Here is a 13,634-nt window from a genome sequence, read left to right on the forward strand (position 1 = left end):
AGGCAGCAGGAAGTCTATATAGGGGGGATTATGATCGGGAAGGTTTGGCGCATATATAAAACTGATTGGAAAAATATCTTTCGCGTGCCTACTGTAGTGTTGTTAATAGGTGCACTTATCGTTCTGCCGTCGGCTTATGCTTGGGTGAACATAAAGTCAATGTGGGACCCGTATAGTAATACATCTGGGATTCGTGTGGCTGTTAGTAACGAAGATGAAGGAACCGAAATACGCGGGAAAAAAATAAATGTCGGTAACGATACCGTCAAGAATCTTAAAAAGAATCATCAACTTGGCTGGGTCTTTGTTAATCGCACTGAAGCAGAAAGTGGAGTGGAGAGGGGACTTTATTATGCCTATCTCATCATTCCTAAGGATTTTTCGAGAAAGTTATCCAGTATTTTAGAGGTAAATCCCCAAAAACCAGAAATCGAGTTTACGGTAAATGAAAAAATAAATGCTGTAGCTCCGAAAATCGTAAGTTCAGGAGCCTCAAGTGTAACCGCTCAAATTAGCCAAGCTTTTATAAAAATAGTAAGTGAAGCTATTTTCAAGGGGTTTTATAGAGCCGGAATTGAATTGGAGCAAGAATTGCCATCCATACATAATGTGGAAAAGCAGATCTTTGCATTAGAAAAAGCGTTGCCTGAAATAGAAAAGGTGGGGAAAGCGGCGATTGAACTAGAAAAGAAGTTACCAGAAATCCAAGCAAAGGGACAGAAAGTAATTGAATTGGAGCAGAGGATCCCAGAGATAGAAAAGGCAGCAGACAGTATTTTAAAGATTGAGGACCGGTTACCGCTTATCAAAGAAACAGGAGCTAAAGTGATTACCCTTCAAGAGAAAATTTCTAGTTTACAGAGAGCAAAGGAACTCATTACTGATACTGCAACCAATCTATCAGAAATAGAAAACATGCTTCTACAATCACTTGAACAAATGAAGGGAGCTTCTGTATCGCAGACTGAGTCCAAAGGAGAACAAGAAGAGGTTAACAGAATTTACAAAGAACTTGTAAAAATTCATGGAAATATAGTGGAAACACAGGCAGAGCTGCTTGAGAAAGTTGATAAATTGACAAAAGCAACTAATACAGCTGCTAATTTTTTTAAAAGTGATTTTGCGAATAGTGAGCAAAAAATCCATCGCGCTGCTGATTTTGTGCGAACGGATTTACCATCTTTAGAGAATGACATTCGAAAAGCGGCTGATTTATTTAGAACGAGGTTTTATGCCTTTGTGAAGTATGTCCACAAAGCAGCGGACTTAGCACGCAACGATTTACCGGGATTTGAGTCAAGCATAAGGAATGCTGCCGATAAAATTAGAAGCTTTGAAAGCAGTGTAAATATGTATGACTTAATCGAATTTCTAAAGCATGATCCGCAAAAAGAAAGTAATTTCCTTTCGAATCCGATCTTATTAAAAACAAAGCGGCTTTTTCCAATTCCAAACTATGGATCGGCGATGACACCATTTTATACGATGCTAGCTCTTTGGGTTGGTGCGACATTATTAATTGCCTCACTAAAAGTAGATGTTGATAATCCTGGCCCTAGCTTTAAAGGGTACCAGCTTTTTTTAGGAAGGCTTATTACCTTTCTTACTATCGGAATCTTCCAGGCTGTGATTGTGTCCCTTGGCGACTTGTTTTTCATTCATACATATGCGGTTGACAAACTCTGGTTTGTGGTATTTTGTATGTTTATCAGCATGGTATTTGTTACAATCACTTATTCCTTATGTTCGGTGTTTGGCAATATTGGAAAAGGATTAGCGATTATTTTCTTGGTTCTGCAAATCTCAAGTTCTGGTGCAACATTTCCTGTGAGCTTGACCTCATCATTTTTTCAAACGATCAACCCTTATATGCCATTTACCTATGCCGTGAGTATGCTTCGTGAAACAGTAGGCGGCATGATTGTCGAGGTCGTGATAAAAGATTTGTTCGCGCTTGTTATCTTTATTGCGTTGAGCTTACTTTTAGCATTGATGTTAAAGAAACCTTTAAGTAAACAGATTCAAAAAACAGCTGAAAAGGCAAGGACAACGAGGATTATTCCATAGGGGGTTTCTAGGAAATAAGTAGGATTTCGCAGACATGTAATCATGTCTGCTTTGTTTATTTATCGAGTAAACAAATGTATCCCTTAGCCTTCGTTAATACTTTTTAAAATATTGTAATAAATCAACTTGACAATTCCTATGCGTATGGTAGGATTAAATTTAAATAATAAATACAAGGACATTTTAAGCTCATACTCGATCCATTAAAATATGGATCTATTACTCTAGTAATTCAACAAGGAGGTCCACAGGAATGACAAAAGCAGTGACATATGAAAACTGGAATCAAATTTCGGATACTTTTTCCGTAGAGGACCAGACAAAGGGTGCACGTGCTGTTTTAGAATGGGCATACAGCCAGTATCCTGAAGAAAAAATTGTCTATGCCTCCAGTTTTGGTGCCGAAGCCATTGTATTAATTGATTTAATTTATCAAGTTAAAAAAGATGCGCACATCGTTTTTTTAGATACAGGACTTCACTTTCCAGAGACGTATGAGGTAATCGATAAAATAGAAGCACGTTTTCCGGAGCTTCAAATTGAGCGGAAAACTCCTAAATTGAGTTTAGATGAACAAGCAGCGGAATACGGTTCTGCCTTATGGAAAAGGGAACCTAATCAATGCTGCCAAATCAGAAAGGTTATTCCTTTACGTGAGGCGCTAACCCCAAGAGAGGCATGGATTTCAGGTCTGCGCAGGGAGCAGTCTCCAACAAGAAAGGATACTCAATTCTTAAATAAGGATGAAAAATTCCAAAATATTAAAATTTGCCCGCTCATTCATTGGACCTGGGATGAGGTTTGGGAGTACATCAAGGAAAAGGACCTCCCTTATAACCAATTGCATGACCAAAACTATCCAAGTATTGGCTGCTTCCCTTGCACCCAAGCGGTAGGAACCAATGGTGATTCTCGTGCTGGACGTTGGTCAGGCAGCAGTAAAACCGAGTGTGGATTGCACTCGTAATAAAGAGAGCCACTTCCCATTACCTGAGATCATTGGGGAGGAATGGGAAATCATCTTCAAGTTAATCGATACTAACATGAATCTAAAACTTTAATGAAAGGTTGATTAAAAATGTCATACTTACCAAAACCTCATGGAGGAAAACTTATTCAAGCGTTTGACCCTAATTACGATCTAACTTCAGTAATAAAAGAATTAGAAATTGATGCGATTGCCTTAAGTGACCTCGAATTAATCGGAATTGGTTTATTTAGTCCTTTAAAAGGTTTTCTAGGAAAAGCGGATTATGAATCTGTTGTTAACAATATGCGTTTAGCAGACAATACCATATGGTCCATCCCTGTTACACTTCCAGTTTCTTACGAGGTAGCTGGATCACTCGTTGTAGGTGAGGAATTCAAACTTACTTATAATAACGAAGTTTATGGAGTGATTAAGGTTTCAGAATGGTATGAACCTGACCTAGATAAAGAAGCAGTTGAAGTATATAAAACGGGAGAAACTGCCCACCCAGGTGTGAAACGCCTTTATGAAAGAGGTCCAGTCTATGTGGCAGGTGAAATCGTCTTAGTTAAGAAATCAGAAAAAGGTGTATTTGGTGACGTATGGTTTGAACCAAAGGAAACACGTGCTATTTTCGAAGAAAAAGGCTGGAAGACAGTTGTAGGATTCCAAACTAGAAATCCGATTCATCGCGCCCATGAATACATTCAAAAAGCGGCTCTTGAGACTGTTGATGGATTGTTTGTAAACCCTCTAGTTGGTGAAACGAAGTCAGATGACGTCCCAGCAGATGTTCGTCTAAAAAGCTACCGCGTGTTACTAGATAATTATTATCCTAAGGAGCGCGCACAGTTAGGTGTGTACCCAGCAGCAATGAGATATGCAGGTCCAAGGGAAGCTATTTTCCATGCACTTGCTCGTAAGAATTTTGGCTGCACTCACTTTATTGTTGGCCGTGACCATGCTGGTGTTGGTAACTATTACGGAACATACGATGCCCAACACATTTTTAGTAATTTTACAGAAGAAGAGCTTGGTATTAAGCCATTGTTCTTTGAACATAGCTTCTATTGCAACAAATGTGAAGGAATGGCTTCTGATAAAACTTGCCCGCATAGCAAGGAAGACAGAGTAATCCTTTCCGGAACAAAAGTAAGAGAGATGCTTCGCGCAGGCGTATTGCCACCATCAACCTTTAGCCGTAAAGAGGTTGTTGAAGTACTGATTGAAGGAATGAAAGAAACAGCTACCGTGTAAGGAGGAATTAAATCTATGGCTAAACCAACAAATATTACATGGCATGAAACATCTATTTCAAAAGAAAATCGACGTGAAAGAAATGGGCATGGAAGTTGTGCTCTTTGGTTTACTGGACTCTCAGGGTCTGGGAAATCAACAATCGCTAATGCGGTATCTAACGAATTATTCCGCCAGGGAATCAGTGAATATGTTCTAGATGGAGATAATATTCGCCACGGATTAAATAAAGATCTTGGCTTTTCCGATTTTGATCGTACTGAAAATATAAGAAGAATTGGCGAAGTGGCCAAATTGTTTGTCGACAGTGGCAAAGTAGTGACAACTGCTTTTATTTCTCCATTCCGTTCTGATCGTGACCAAGTCCGTGCTTTGTTCGAAGACGGTGAATTTATTGAAGTCTTTGTGCAATGCCCGATTGAAGAATGTGAACGTAGAGATCCAAAGCAGCTGTATGCGAAAGCGCGCCGCGGGGAGATTAAGGATTTCACCGGAATTGACTCACCGTACGAAGCACCAGAACAACCAGAGATTACTCTTCATTCAGATCAAGTAACAGTTGAAGAAGCGGTGGAACAAGTATTTGCTTATCTAAAAGAGAAGAACATTCTCTAAAAGATTCGGTGGTTCCTTCTCTCGTTTAAGAGGTAAGTATGGTAATGTCTTAAATGGTAAAGGATAGTAAGGGAAGCAAGGAAGGAGCAGTGAGGGTGAAAGCAATTCTATACATTGGCCATGGTACACGTTCAAAAGAGGGAGCTGAAGAAGCTAAATCTTTTATTCATAGAGTGATGGAACGAATAAATGTTGAAATTCAGGAAGTCTGTTTTCTCGAGTTGACCAAGCCAGGTATTGAAGAGGGCTTTCTGCACTGTGTAGAAAGGGGAGCGACAGAGATAACTGTCGTTCCCTTATTTTTATTGGCTGCTGGTCATATTAAAGAAGATATTCCACAAGCTCTTTCTTCTCTTATCGAGCGCTATCCTACCATCAATGTAAAGATAAGAGATCCATTTGGGGTTCAAGGAAAAATTCTCGATGGGATTGCTGAGATGGTTAAGGAAACGGTCACCGATCTAACACCTAAAGATTCGATTCTAATTGTCGGTAGGGGAAGTAGTGACAAGAGTATTCACACAGCCTTTGCCGACATTGCTAGAGGGATTAGTAAACGACTTGGAATAGAGAATATTCAAGTTTGTTATTTAGCAGCAACTGAGCCGAGACTTCCAGAAGGTCTTGAGACCATTTCAAAAAATGCGACTGGAAAAATCATTGTGATTCCTTATTTATTATTTTCCGGCCTTCTTTTAAAGGAAGTGGACCAAATGGTATCGATGAAACGTAAATTAGGTCAGCAGATCATTCACACCGGTCAACTAAGTAAACATCGTGTCATTGAAGATATTATCACTGAACGTGCAACAGAAGGGGCATAAATTTATTTACTTTTGCTAAAATCTTAGGATTTTAGCTATTTTTTTGGAAAAAAAGGGTAGATTAACAAAGTAAATTATTAAAAGATGAACTTGAGTTCATCTTTTGGTGAAAAAGTGATATAATTAACCAATAAATATAGATTTTTCACATTTTATTGAAATAATTACTGGAAAATTTTTATGAAAAGATGTGATGATGTGACAGAACTTATACAAGAAAAAGTTCAACACCGAAAGTTACCTTTAAGGAAAATTGTACTCCGAGCAATCGCCATCACCATAGGAGCAATCTTAATGGCAACAGGGTTAGAAATATTTCTAGTTCCAAACCATGTTATTGATGGTGGAATTACAGGTATTTCTATTATGCTTGCGCATATCACAGGATGGAAACTAGGGATTTTCCTCCTCATCTTAAACCTGCCATTTGTTTATATGGGATATAAGCAGATGGGAAAAACCTTCGCTATATCAACCGTGTATGGAATTATTGTTTTATCAATTTTCACTTCATTTTTTCATCCCATTCCGGCATTTACAGATGACATTCTCCTCGCCACCGTTTTTGGCGGTATGATTCTTGGGACAGGGGTAGGGGTCGTCATCCGCAATGGTGGGGCCTTAGATGGAACGGAAATACTGGCACTTTTGATTACCAAAAAAGTTCCATTTTCTGTTGGGCAAATTATCATGTTTATTAATATTTTTATATTAGGTGCAGCAGGTTTTGTGTTTAGTTGGGACCGTGCCATGTATTCCTTGCTAGCTTATGTAATTGCGTCCAAAGCTATTGATACCGTTGTAGCCGGTCTGGAAGAATCCAAATCAGTGTGGATTATCAGTGACGATGCAGAAGAAATTGGAAATGCAATCAATGCAAGACTTGGAAGGGGAGTAACCTATATTAATGGGCAAGGTGCTTTCACTGGTGATAGTAAGAAGGTCATCTTCAGTATTATTACGAGGTTGGAAGAGTCAAAATTAAATACGATTGTTCAGGATATTGACCCGAACGCATTTTTAGCGATTGGTGACATTTCAGAAGTTCGTGGAGGCCGATTTAAGAAAAAAGATATTCACTAATGAAAATAAGGATCTGCGATTCTTTCACAGATCCTTTTATATATTAATGGCCAATTCCGATATTATCTACATGATTAATATGTTTTTTATTAGCCCAAATAAATAGGACCGAAACAACCACAAACCCGCCTCCAACTATAAATGGTACACTTGGGTTATAGATTTCGGAAAGTTTACCTGCCGTAAATGGGGCTATCGCACCTCCAATAAATCGAAGGAAGCTATAGGCAGCAGAAGCCGTTGATCGTTCAACTGGAGCGGCATTCATTACGGCTGTGGTAATTAGAGTATTGTTATTACCTAATAAGGCGCCGGCTAAAATAACAGCTGCAATGATGACCCATTGAGTGGATGTCCATATTCCCATAACCACCAAAAGCAGGGCGAATAATATTAACATCAAACACATTGATTTTATGGTTCCAAACCATTCAGTCATTTTTGGAGCCATAAAAACTGATGTAATAGCTAGTAAAACTCCCCAGCCAAGGAAGACAAATCCTAATCCGTGCTCATCCAAGCCCATAACAAATGGTGCATATGCAAGCAAAGTGAAGAAGCCGAAGTTATAAAGTGCCGCTGCAATACCGAAGACTAAAAGTGAACGATGTTTTAAGGCGCGGAATGGATCCATTAACGAAGAACGTGATTTTACGCCAGTTGGTGTGGTAGACTTTGGCATTAAAATAAAGAGACCAAAAAAGGCAATAATCATTAATGCGGCTACTCCAAGAAATGGGCCTCGCCAAGATATTCCACCAAGCCATCCGCCAAGTAAGGGGCCAACAGAAATACCAAGACCGATTGCTGCTTCATATAAGATAATCGCTTTTGCAGTTCCACTATTTGATAGTGAAACAATGGCTGATAAAGCTGTTGCTACAAAAAGTGCATTTCCGAGTCCCCATCCGCCTCGAAGTCCAACCAGGGTCCAAATCCCGTTTGAAAATCCTCCGAGTGCTGAAAAGACTGCAATGATCACAATTCCTGACAATAACGTCCATTTGATGCCCAGCCTTGTAGAAATCACCCCAGTAATAAGCATGGCAACCGCCATAACTGCATTATAACTAGTGAACAGCAAGGTAACTTCACTATGTGAGGCATGAAGTTGTTCGGCAATTGCCGGCAAAATAGGATCAACTAAACCCAACCCCATGAACGCTATAATGCTTGCAAAAAAAACGGCCCAAACTGCTTTTGGCTGGCTAAGTAAACCTGCCTTTTCATTGGGTTTAAACTGTCTTTGTTGAGGTGGTGCGGTATTAGTTTTTGGTGATGATGCCATTAAATTTCCCCCTATGTGATTCTTTCCATCTTCTTGAATTAGTTGTATGATGAAAGTATATGATTGTATTATACAATCAATTTCCACTACGTCAATAGTGCTTTTGCCATATCAGTTAAATAGTGTTTCCTTACAAATGAGAATGTGAGTATGTTATCATAATTTATATGAGGAAATAACAGTGAGGTAGAAAAGTAAATGCATGGACATTCTTTAGAATTAATCGAGCTTGAATTAGCCATTCTGATCCGCCGAACCACGTCAATTTCAAGTAATAAGAAATTGGGGAATCTTGATCGATCGGCCTATTTAATCCTACGAAGAATTAATGAAAAGGGTGCTGTCGGAGTAAAAGTATTAGCAGATGAATTTAATCTGGATATTTCTACAGTCAGTAGACAGGCAGCCGCTCTAGAACATAAAGAATATTTATATCGAATTCCCGATCCATTGGATGGTCGAGCTTATTCTCTTCAATTAACTGAACTGGGTGCAACGGAATTATTTGATTATCAACAGGCACGCTTGAAGAGAGTTGCTGAACTACTAGAAGATTGGTCGGATGAGGAACGTGAATTATTCGGGGTACTTTTGGAAAAATTCAATCGGTCTTTTAAATAATAGTTATTTCGAGTTAATTGAAAAAAGAGGTTGATCTCAAAAGTTATGATAGACTTTTTTTGATCAACCTCTTTTTTTTACGGATATTTTTATATTAACAGAGTAATTACAGTGAAAAGAGAGACAAAGGTTGTTTTAACTGTTATTATTTTGGTGTGAGTAACACTTACACATCAAGAGTTTTTTATAAAGGGTGGGAGAGGTAATCATGGAAACTACAAGAACCGAAAAAGACTTCTTAGGAGAAAAGGAAATACCAGTAAATGCTTACTACGGTATTCAGACACTAAGGGCAGTTGAAAATTTTCCAATCACAGGTTATCGAATTCATGAAGAATTAATTATTGCTCTTGCGATGATTAAAAAAGCTGCAGCGATTGCAAACACGAGAACGAAGCGTTTGTATAGTGGACTTGGGGATGTAATTTGCCAAGCAGCAGATGAAATTATTGCAGGGAAATGGAACAATCAGTTCATTGTAGACCCAATCCAAGGTGGGGCTGGGACCTCCATGAATATGAATGCAAACGAAGTGATTGCCAACCGTGGACTTGAGTTGCTTGGATATGAAAAAGGTGCTTATTTGCATTTAAGTCCCAATACGCATGTCAATATGTCGCAATCCACAAATGATGTTTTTCCAACTGCCATTCATATTGCCACACTAAGAGTATTAGAAAAGTTAATTATGACGATGAAAGATATGCATAAGGTATTTAAAGAAAAAGCAAAGCATTTTGAAACGGTAATTAAAATGGGTCGTACCCATCTCCAAGATGCTGTTCCTATTCGCCTTGGCCAAGAGTTTGAAGCATATTCCCGTGTGCTAGAACGGGATATAAAGCGAATTAACCAATCCCGTGAAAATTTGTATGAAGTGAACATGGGAGCTACTGCGGTTGGAACAGGTTTAAATGCAGACCCTCAATATATCGAAGATGTTGTTAAAGAACTGGCGGACATTAGTGGGCTTCCATTGGTCAATGCTGAACATTTAGTTGACGCCACGCAGAATACGGATGCATATACTGAAGTTTCAGCTGCCCTTAAAGTATGTATGATGAATATGTCAAAAATCGCCAATGACCTCCGGTTAATGGCTTCGGGTCCCCGTGCTGGCTTAGGTGAGATCTCACTGCCCGCACGTCAGCCAGGTTCATCGATTATGCCAGGAAAAGTGAATCCTGTCATGCCAGAGTTAATTAATCAGATTGCCTTCCAAGTGATTGGGAATGACCATACCATTTGTCTTGCGTCAGAAGCAGGGCAACTTGAATTGAACGTAATGGAACCGGTATTGGTATTTAATTTACTTCAATCAATTAGCATTATGAACAACGGCTTTCGTTCATTTACCGACCATTGTTTAGTAGGTATCGAGGCTAATGAGGCACGCTTAAGAGAGAATGTCGAAAAGAGTGTCGGCATAATAACGGCAGTAAACCCGCATCTCGGCTATGAAGTTGCAGCAAGAATCGCCAGAGAGGCAACTGTAACTGGGAAATCGGTTCGTGAACTATGCTTAAAATATGATGTCCTTACTGAAGAAGAATTAGATCTGATTTTAAACATATATGAAATGACCAAGCCTGGAATATCTGGGGCAGCCCTCCTAGATAGAGATTAATATTTAGATTTAAATCTATTTGGTGCCTGACACCCATTGGGGTGTCAGGCACCATTTTTTATTTTAATAGAACGCTTAAAGGGACGAGTTGGTAGCCTTGGGCCTTTAGCCATGGAATGACTTGGTCGACGGCTTCCGGTGTATTTATTCCTCCGATATGCATAAGGACGATATCACCGTTGCTTGCTCCACTTTTTATACGGGAAATGATGACTTCAGTGGCTGGCTGTTTCCAATCAATTGTATCAAGTGACCACTGGATGCTAAAGGGATATCCCGCTGCACCAACAGTTTTGAGAGCGGTAGAATTGTACGACCCGAAAGGAAAACGAAAATAGGGCTGTGGAGATTTTCCTGTTGCCTCCATAATAGCTTCCTCTGCTTTGATGATATCCTGTTTTAACGCATTGGCAGTTGTTTTTACGGCATCAGGATGAGAGTAGGAATGGTTACCAATTTCATGTCCTTCTTCGACAATTTTCTTGGCAAGGCTAGGATACTTCTCAACCCACTTACCTGTAAGGAAGAACGTAGCTTTGACCTTATACTTTTTAAGGACATCCAATATTCTTATCCCTGCGGCATCACTCCCAGCATCAAAGGTAAATGAGATCTGTTTTTGCTGAGGGCTTCCCTCTGAAATAATAACAGAGGAAGCTGTTGTCGGTGGAGGGTCCTGCTTAGGTGGAGCCGGCTCCACATTCTTTCCATAAAGCTTTAAGATTTGATCTACAAAGATGGCATCGGAGGATAGATTATTCCATTGCTTTATTTTTTCCACCGTCACTTCGGCCCTAGTGGCAATGGAAAATAAAGTATCTCCCTTAACCACTTTGTATTCAACTATTTCATTATCACCCAGAATAATTTGTTCAGGAGTAGTGGGTTGAGGGTCATTTGGTTCTTCTTCCTCAGGCTCCACGGATGGGGAGTGTTCCTCATCAGCAGGGTCCTTACCATCATTATTTTGTCCAGGCCATATAGGTGACTCCGTTTTAGGGGGATCGACAGGTTCACCACTCCAAAGGCCAGCAATGTTCCAGTTTTGAAAAAACAATAAGAAAAAAACGCATACTAGACAGATTGTGGCTAGAGAATAATAAATTCCTTTTCCGCTTTTTCGATGGACCTGAGATACTAAGCCTAAAACTAGAGATACAGCAAATAATAAAATGCTAATTAAAATTAAGATTTCTCTCATGGTATGTCCCCCTTAATTTCCATTATGGCTAGGGAGCAGAATCATTTTGTTTGCAAGGAATCATTTGATGGAGTAAATTGAGGACTAAAGGAGTATTGATATTAAATTAATTTCTGCTTTAATAATACCATATGAGAATTTGGGCTTAGTTGCTACGTACCTTTTAAAAAAAGCTTAACAAATCCCGAACATCAATTTAATCTCCTTTTTTATATAAGGATTTCCAATTTTTTAGCAGGACATTGGCATAAAAAATGGAATAGAATAGGAGAGTCATATGAAACATATCCCCTTGAATATCGTCTAACAATATAAAAGGGCATAAGGCTATACAAAAAGGAGTAAAGTGGGAGAAAATGGCGAAGCGTAATTGGGTAATATCACTATTGGCAGCGGTGTGTTTAATTGGCGCTGGGTGTTCTGGACAAACCGCAAAAGTAAAAGAGGCAAAGGCAGCGGAAAAGCAACAACAAATTGAAAAAGAGAAGAAGTTACAAGAAGAAAAGAAGCTGGCTGAAGCAAAGAAACGGGAAGAAGAACGAAAAAGGGAAGAAGCAAGACCTGTATATGTAAATATTGTGGATCCAAACACAAAAGACATCGTAAAAACTTTTAATACAAAGGATTTAGAATACATAACGAATCCTGACAATTATAAAGTCGAAATATCAAAATTGACAAGAGAACTAGCTCGAGGAACCCAATCAAAGCCTGGCTACGACAAACGAATGATTCTTGATAAACTTGATGAAGAAGGGAATATCATCAAAGGGACCCCTCAACAAATTCTTGATGAAGAAGAATTGGCGGATAAGATCATGTTGGTTTCAGAAAAAGGCGGCAATGTGGAATTGCCATTATATGTGAATGCAAGCGGGTATCAGGCTGATGAGGCTTCCCAATTAGATGACGTAGTAGTCGCCTCATATACGACCCATTTTAATAGTGGGACGGTGGGACGAACTAAAAATATTAAACTCTCAGCAGAGGCAATAAATAACGTCATCCTTGGGACTAATGATTCTTTTTCATATAATACAACAGTTGGCCCGAGTGATGCTGAACACGGTTACCAAAAAGCACCGGAAATAAATTACGGTAAGTTGGTTGAAGGGTATGGCGGGGGCATATGTCAAACTTCTTCTACTTTATATAATGCGATCGATCAATTAGCCGTCCAGTACATCGAAAAACACCACCATTCTTTAACGGTAGGTTACGTGCCAAAAGGAAGAGATGCGACAGTTTCATATGGGGGTAAAGATTTTAGATTTAAAAATACTACGGGTGTGCCTTTAATTTTAAAAGCGACCGTAAATGGAGGTTCACTAACTGTTGAAGTTAGGACGTCAAAAACGTATCAAAGTCAACTTAAGAAACGAATCTAAGTAGCCAAATGATAAAGGTATGAAATCAAAAAAATCCCTTCATTAATCCATACGGAATTAATGGAGGGATTTGTATTTATTCTCAATTTACTGCATTTCTTCCCAATCAGTATATTGACCTGTACCTTGGCAGCCTGGGCATTCAAATGAATTAAAGTAAGCAAATTCATTATAAGGATATACGGTATAGCCACGGCCGTGACAGTCAGGACATTTGCCTTGCTCTTTCATATTTGAGACATGATTTTGATATTTAGTCTCTTTCCATTGGTTAAACGAGTTGAGTAGTCCCATTTTATTCACCTCATCTTTTCTTCTTAGTATGGAGAATAAATGGAATATTTATGCTTGTATTAGTTTATTGCCTATAGGGAATTAAGTGGAATAAAGATTCCATTTATCAAACTAATTTACTTTTCTATAATAATTTTATGTGAAAAAAGGTAGTTTTGTGCTGGATCAGCATAAAAAAAGCGGAAAGCATCATAGCTTTCCGACGTATTTAATAGTTTGTGTTAAACTAGTCTGTTGATTTCCGCTCCAGGCACTTCGCTTTCCGCGGGCGGTCCGGGGAGTCTGCTCGTCGCTGCGCTCCTGCGGGGTCTCCCCTGCCCCGTACTCCCGCAGGAGTCTTCGTGCCTTCTGCTCCAATCAACAGAGTGCCAAAATCAGCATTAACCTTTAACACAGCAA

General features: G+C 39.2%; 14 protein-coding genes. 10 read left to right on the top strand and 4 right to left on the bottom strand.

Annotated features, from left to right (window positions below; genetic code table 11):
* The first annotated feature begins 30 nt into the window (after nucleotides 1–30).
* The 7 genes from M3610_RS15945 (at nucleotide 31) to M3610_RS15970 (ending at nucleotide 6,816) form a co-directional block, all read left to right on the top strand.
* Nucleotides 31–2,067 carry a YhgE/Pip domain-containing protein gene (locus tag M3610_RS15945; protein ID WP_251460536.1) on the top strand — a complete coding sequence of 679 codons (2,037 nt, stop codon included), beginning with the start codon at nucleotides 31–33 and terminating at the stop codon, nucleotides 2,065–2,067.
* 191 nt (nucleotides 2,068–2,258) lie between these two features.
* The gene (locus M3610_RS28515) at nucleotides 2,259–2,324 is read left to right on the top strand and encodes a DUF2292 domain-containing protein (RefSeq protein WP_373561726.1); all 66 of its coding nucleotides are present in this window, start codon (nucleotides 2,259–2,261) and stop codon (nucleotides 2,322–2,324) included.
* Nucleotides 2,321–3,034 (top strand): phosphoadenylyl-sulfate reductase, encoded by a 714-nt coding sequence (locus M3610_RS15950; protein ID WP_251460538.1) that lies wholly within the window; start codon nucleotides 2,321–2,323, stop codon nucleotides 3,032–3,034. Before M3610_RS28515 ends, M3610_RS15950 begins: the two co-directional genes overlap by 4 nt.
* A 111-nt stretch (nucleotides 3,035–3,145) precedes the next feature.
* Nucleotides 3,146–4,294 (top strand): sulfate adenylyltransferase, encoded by a 1,149-nt coding sequence (sat, locus tag M3610_RS15955; protein WP_251460540.1) that lies wholly within the window; start codon nucleotides 3,146–3,148, stop codon nucleotides 4,292–4,294.
* A gap of 15 nt (nucleotides 4,295–4,309) precedes the next feature.
* Nucleotides 4,310–4,909, top strand: coding sequence for an adenylyl-sulfate kinase (gene cysC, locus M3610_RS15960; RefSeq protein ID WP_251460543.1), 600 nt, complete (start codon nucleotides 4,310–4,312; stop codon nucleotides 4,907–4,909).
* A gap of 95 nt (nucleotides 4,910–5,004) precedes the next feature.
* On the top strand, nucleotides 5,005–5,733 hold the full coding sequence (locus M3610_RS15965; RefSeq protein ID WP_251460546.1) for a sirohydrochlorin chelatase: 729 nt from the start codon (nucleotides 5,005–5,007) through the stop codon (nucleotides 5,731–5,733).
* 198 nt (nucleotides 5,734–5,931) lie between these two features.
* Nucleotides 5,932–6,816, top strand: coding sequence for a YitT family protein (locus M3610_RS15970; protein ID WP_098575502.1), 885 nt, complete (start codon nucleotides 5,932–5,934; stop codon nucleotides 6,814–6,816).
* A gap of 43 nt (nucleotides 6,817–6,859) precedes the next feature.
* Here M3610_RS15970 and M3610_RS15975 read toward each other — a convergent pair whose 3' ends face one another.
* Nucleotides 6,860–8,104 carry an MFS transporter gene (locus tag M3610_RS15975; RefSeq protein WP_251460549.1) on the bottom strand — a complete coding sequence of 415 codons (1,245 nt, stop codon included), beginning with the start codon at nucleotides 8,102–8,104 and terminating at the stop codon, nucleotides 6,860–6,862.
* A gap of 198 nt (nucleotides 8,105–8,302) precedes the next feature.
* Here M3610_RS15975 and M3610_RS15980 point away from each other — a divergent pair, with 198 nt between their 5' ends.
* Together M3610_RS15980 and aspA are read left to right on the top strand one after the other, a co-directional pair.
* Entirely contained in the window at nucleotides 8,303–8,725 is a 423-nt protein-coding gene (locus tag M3610_RS15980) for a MarR family winged helix-turn-helix transcriptional regulator (protein ID WP_098575240.1), read from the top strand.
* Nucleotides 8,726–8,933: 208 nt separating this feature from the next.
* Nucleotides 8,934–10,352 carry an aspartate ammonia-lyase gene (gene aspA / locus M3610_RS15985; protein ID WP_251460550.1) on the top strand — a complete coding sequence of 473 codons (1,419 nt, stop codon included), beginning with the start codon at nucleotides 8,934–8,936 and terminating at the stop codon, nucleotides 10,350–10,352.
* Between the two features lie 58 nt (nucleotides 10,353–10,410).
* Here aspA and M3610_RS15990 read toward each other — a convergent pair whose 3' ends face one another.
* The gene (locus M3610_RS15990) at nucleotides 10,411–11,553 is read right to left on the bottom strand and encodes a polysaccharide deacetylase family protein (protein WP_251460553.1); all 1,143 of its coding nucleotides are present in this window, start codon (nucleotides 11,551–11,553) and stop codon (nucleotides 10,411–10,413) included.
* Between the two features lie 356 nt (nucleotides 11,554–11,909).
* Here M3610_RS15990 and M3610_RS15995 point away from each other — a divergent pair, with 356 nt between their 5' ends.
* Nucleotides 11,910–12,941, top strand: a complete 1,032-nt coding sequence (locus M3610_RS15995) for a VanW family protein (RefSeq protein WP_251460555.1) — start codon at nucleotides 11,910–11,912, stop codon at nucleotides 12,939–12,941.
* Nucleotides 12,942–13,028: 87 nt separating this feature from the next.
* On the opposite strand, the gene M3610_RS16000 is transcribed toward M3610_RS15995, so the two are convergent.
* Both M3610_RS16000 and M3610_RS16005 read right to left on the bottom strand, forming a co-directional pair.
* Nucleotides 13,029–13,235: a DnaJ-like cysteine-rich domain-containing protein gene (locus M3610_RS16000; RefSeq protein WP_098575244.1), complete on the bottom strand. Its 207-nt coding sequence runs from the start codon at nucleotides 13,233–13,235 to the stop codon at nucleotides 13,029–13,031.
* A gap of 226 nt (nucleotides 13,236–13,461) precedes the next feature.
* Complete coding sequence (locus M3610_RS16005; RefSeq protein ID WP_251460557.1) at nucleotides 13,462–13,629, bottom strand: hypothetical protein; 168 nt, start codon at nucleotides 13,627–13,629, stop codon at nucleotides 13,462–13,464.
* Nucleotides 13,630–13,634 lie beyond the last annotated feature (5 nt).

Source organism: Neobacillus sp. MER 74 (assembly GCF_023714155.1).

Excerpts from the sequence above, each read along its gene's own strand:
- M3610_RS15945 (WP_251460536.1), top strand. The coding sequence starts at position 31 with ATGATCGGGAAGGTTTGGCGCATATATAAAACTGATTGGAAAAATATC.
- M3610_RS15950 (WP_251460538.1), top strand. The coding sequence starts at position 2,321 with ATGACAAAAGCAGTGACATATGAAAACTGGAATCAAATTTCGGATACT.
- sat (WP_251460540.1), top strand. The coding sequence starts at position 3,146 with ATGTCATACTTACCAAAACCTCATGGAGGAAAACTTATTCAAGCGTTT.
- cysC (WP_251460543.1), top strand. The coding sequence starts at position 4,310 with ATGGCTAAACCAACAAATATTACATGGCATGAAACATCTATTTCAAAA.
- M3610_RS15975 (WP_251460549.1), bottom strand. The coding sequence starts at position 8,104 with ATGGCATCATCACCAAAAACTAATACCGCACCACCTCAACAAAGACAG.
- M3610_RS15980 (WP_098575240.1), top strand. The coding sequence starts at position 8,303 with ATGCATGGACATTCTTTAGAATTAATCGAGCTTGAATTAGCCATTCTG.
- aspA (WP_251460550.1), top strand. The coding sequence starts at position 8,934 with ATGGAAACTACAAGAACCGAAAAAGACTTCTTAGGAGAAAAGGAAATA.
- M3610_RS15990 (WP_251460553.1), bottom strand. The coding sequence starts at position 11,553 with ATGAGAGAAATCTTAATTTTAATTAGCATTTTATTATTTGCTGTATCT.
- M3610_RS15995 (WP_251460555.1), top strand. The coding sequence starts at position 11,910 with ATGGCGAAGCGTAATTGGGTAATATCACTATTGGCAGCGGTGTGTTTA.
- M3610_RS16000 (WP_098575244.1), bottom strand. The coding sequence starts at position 13,235 with ATGGGACTACTCAACTCGTTTAACCAATGGAAAGAGACTAAATATCAA.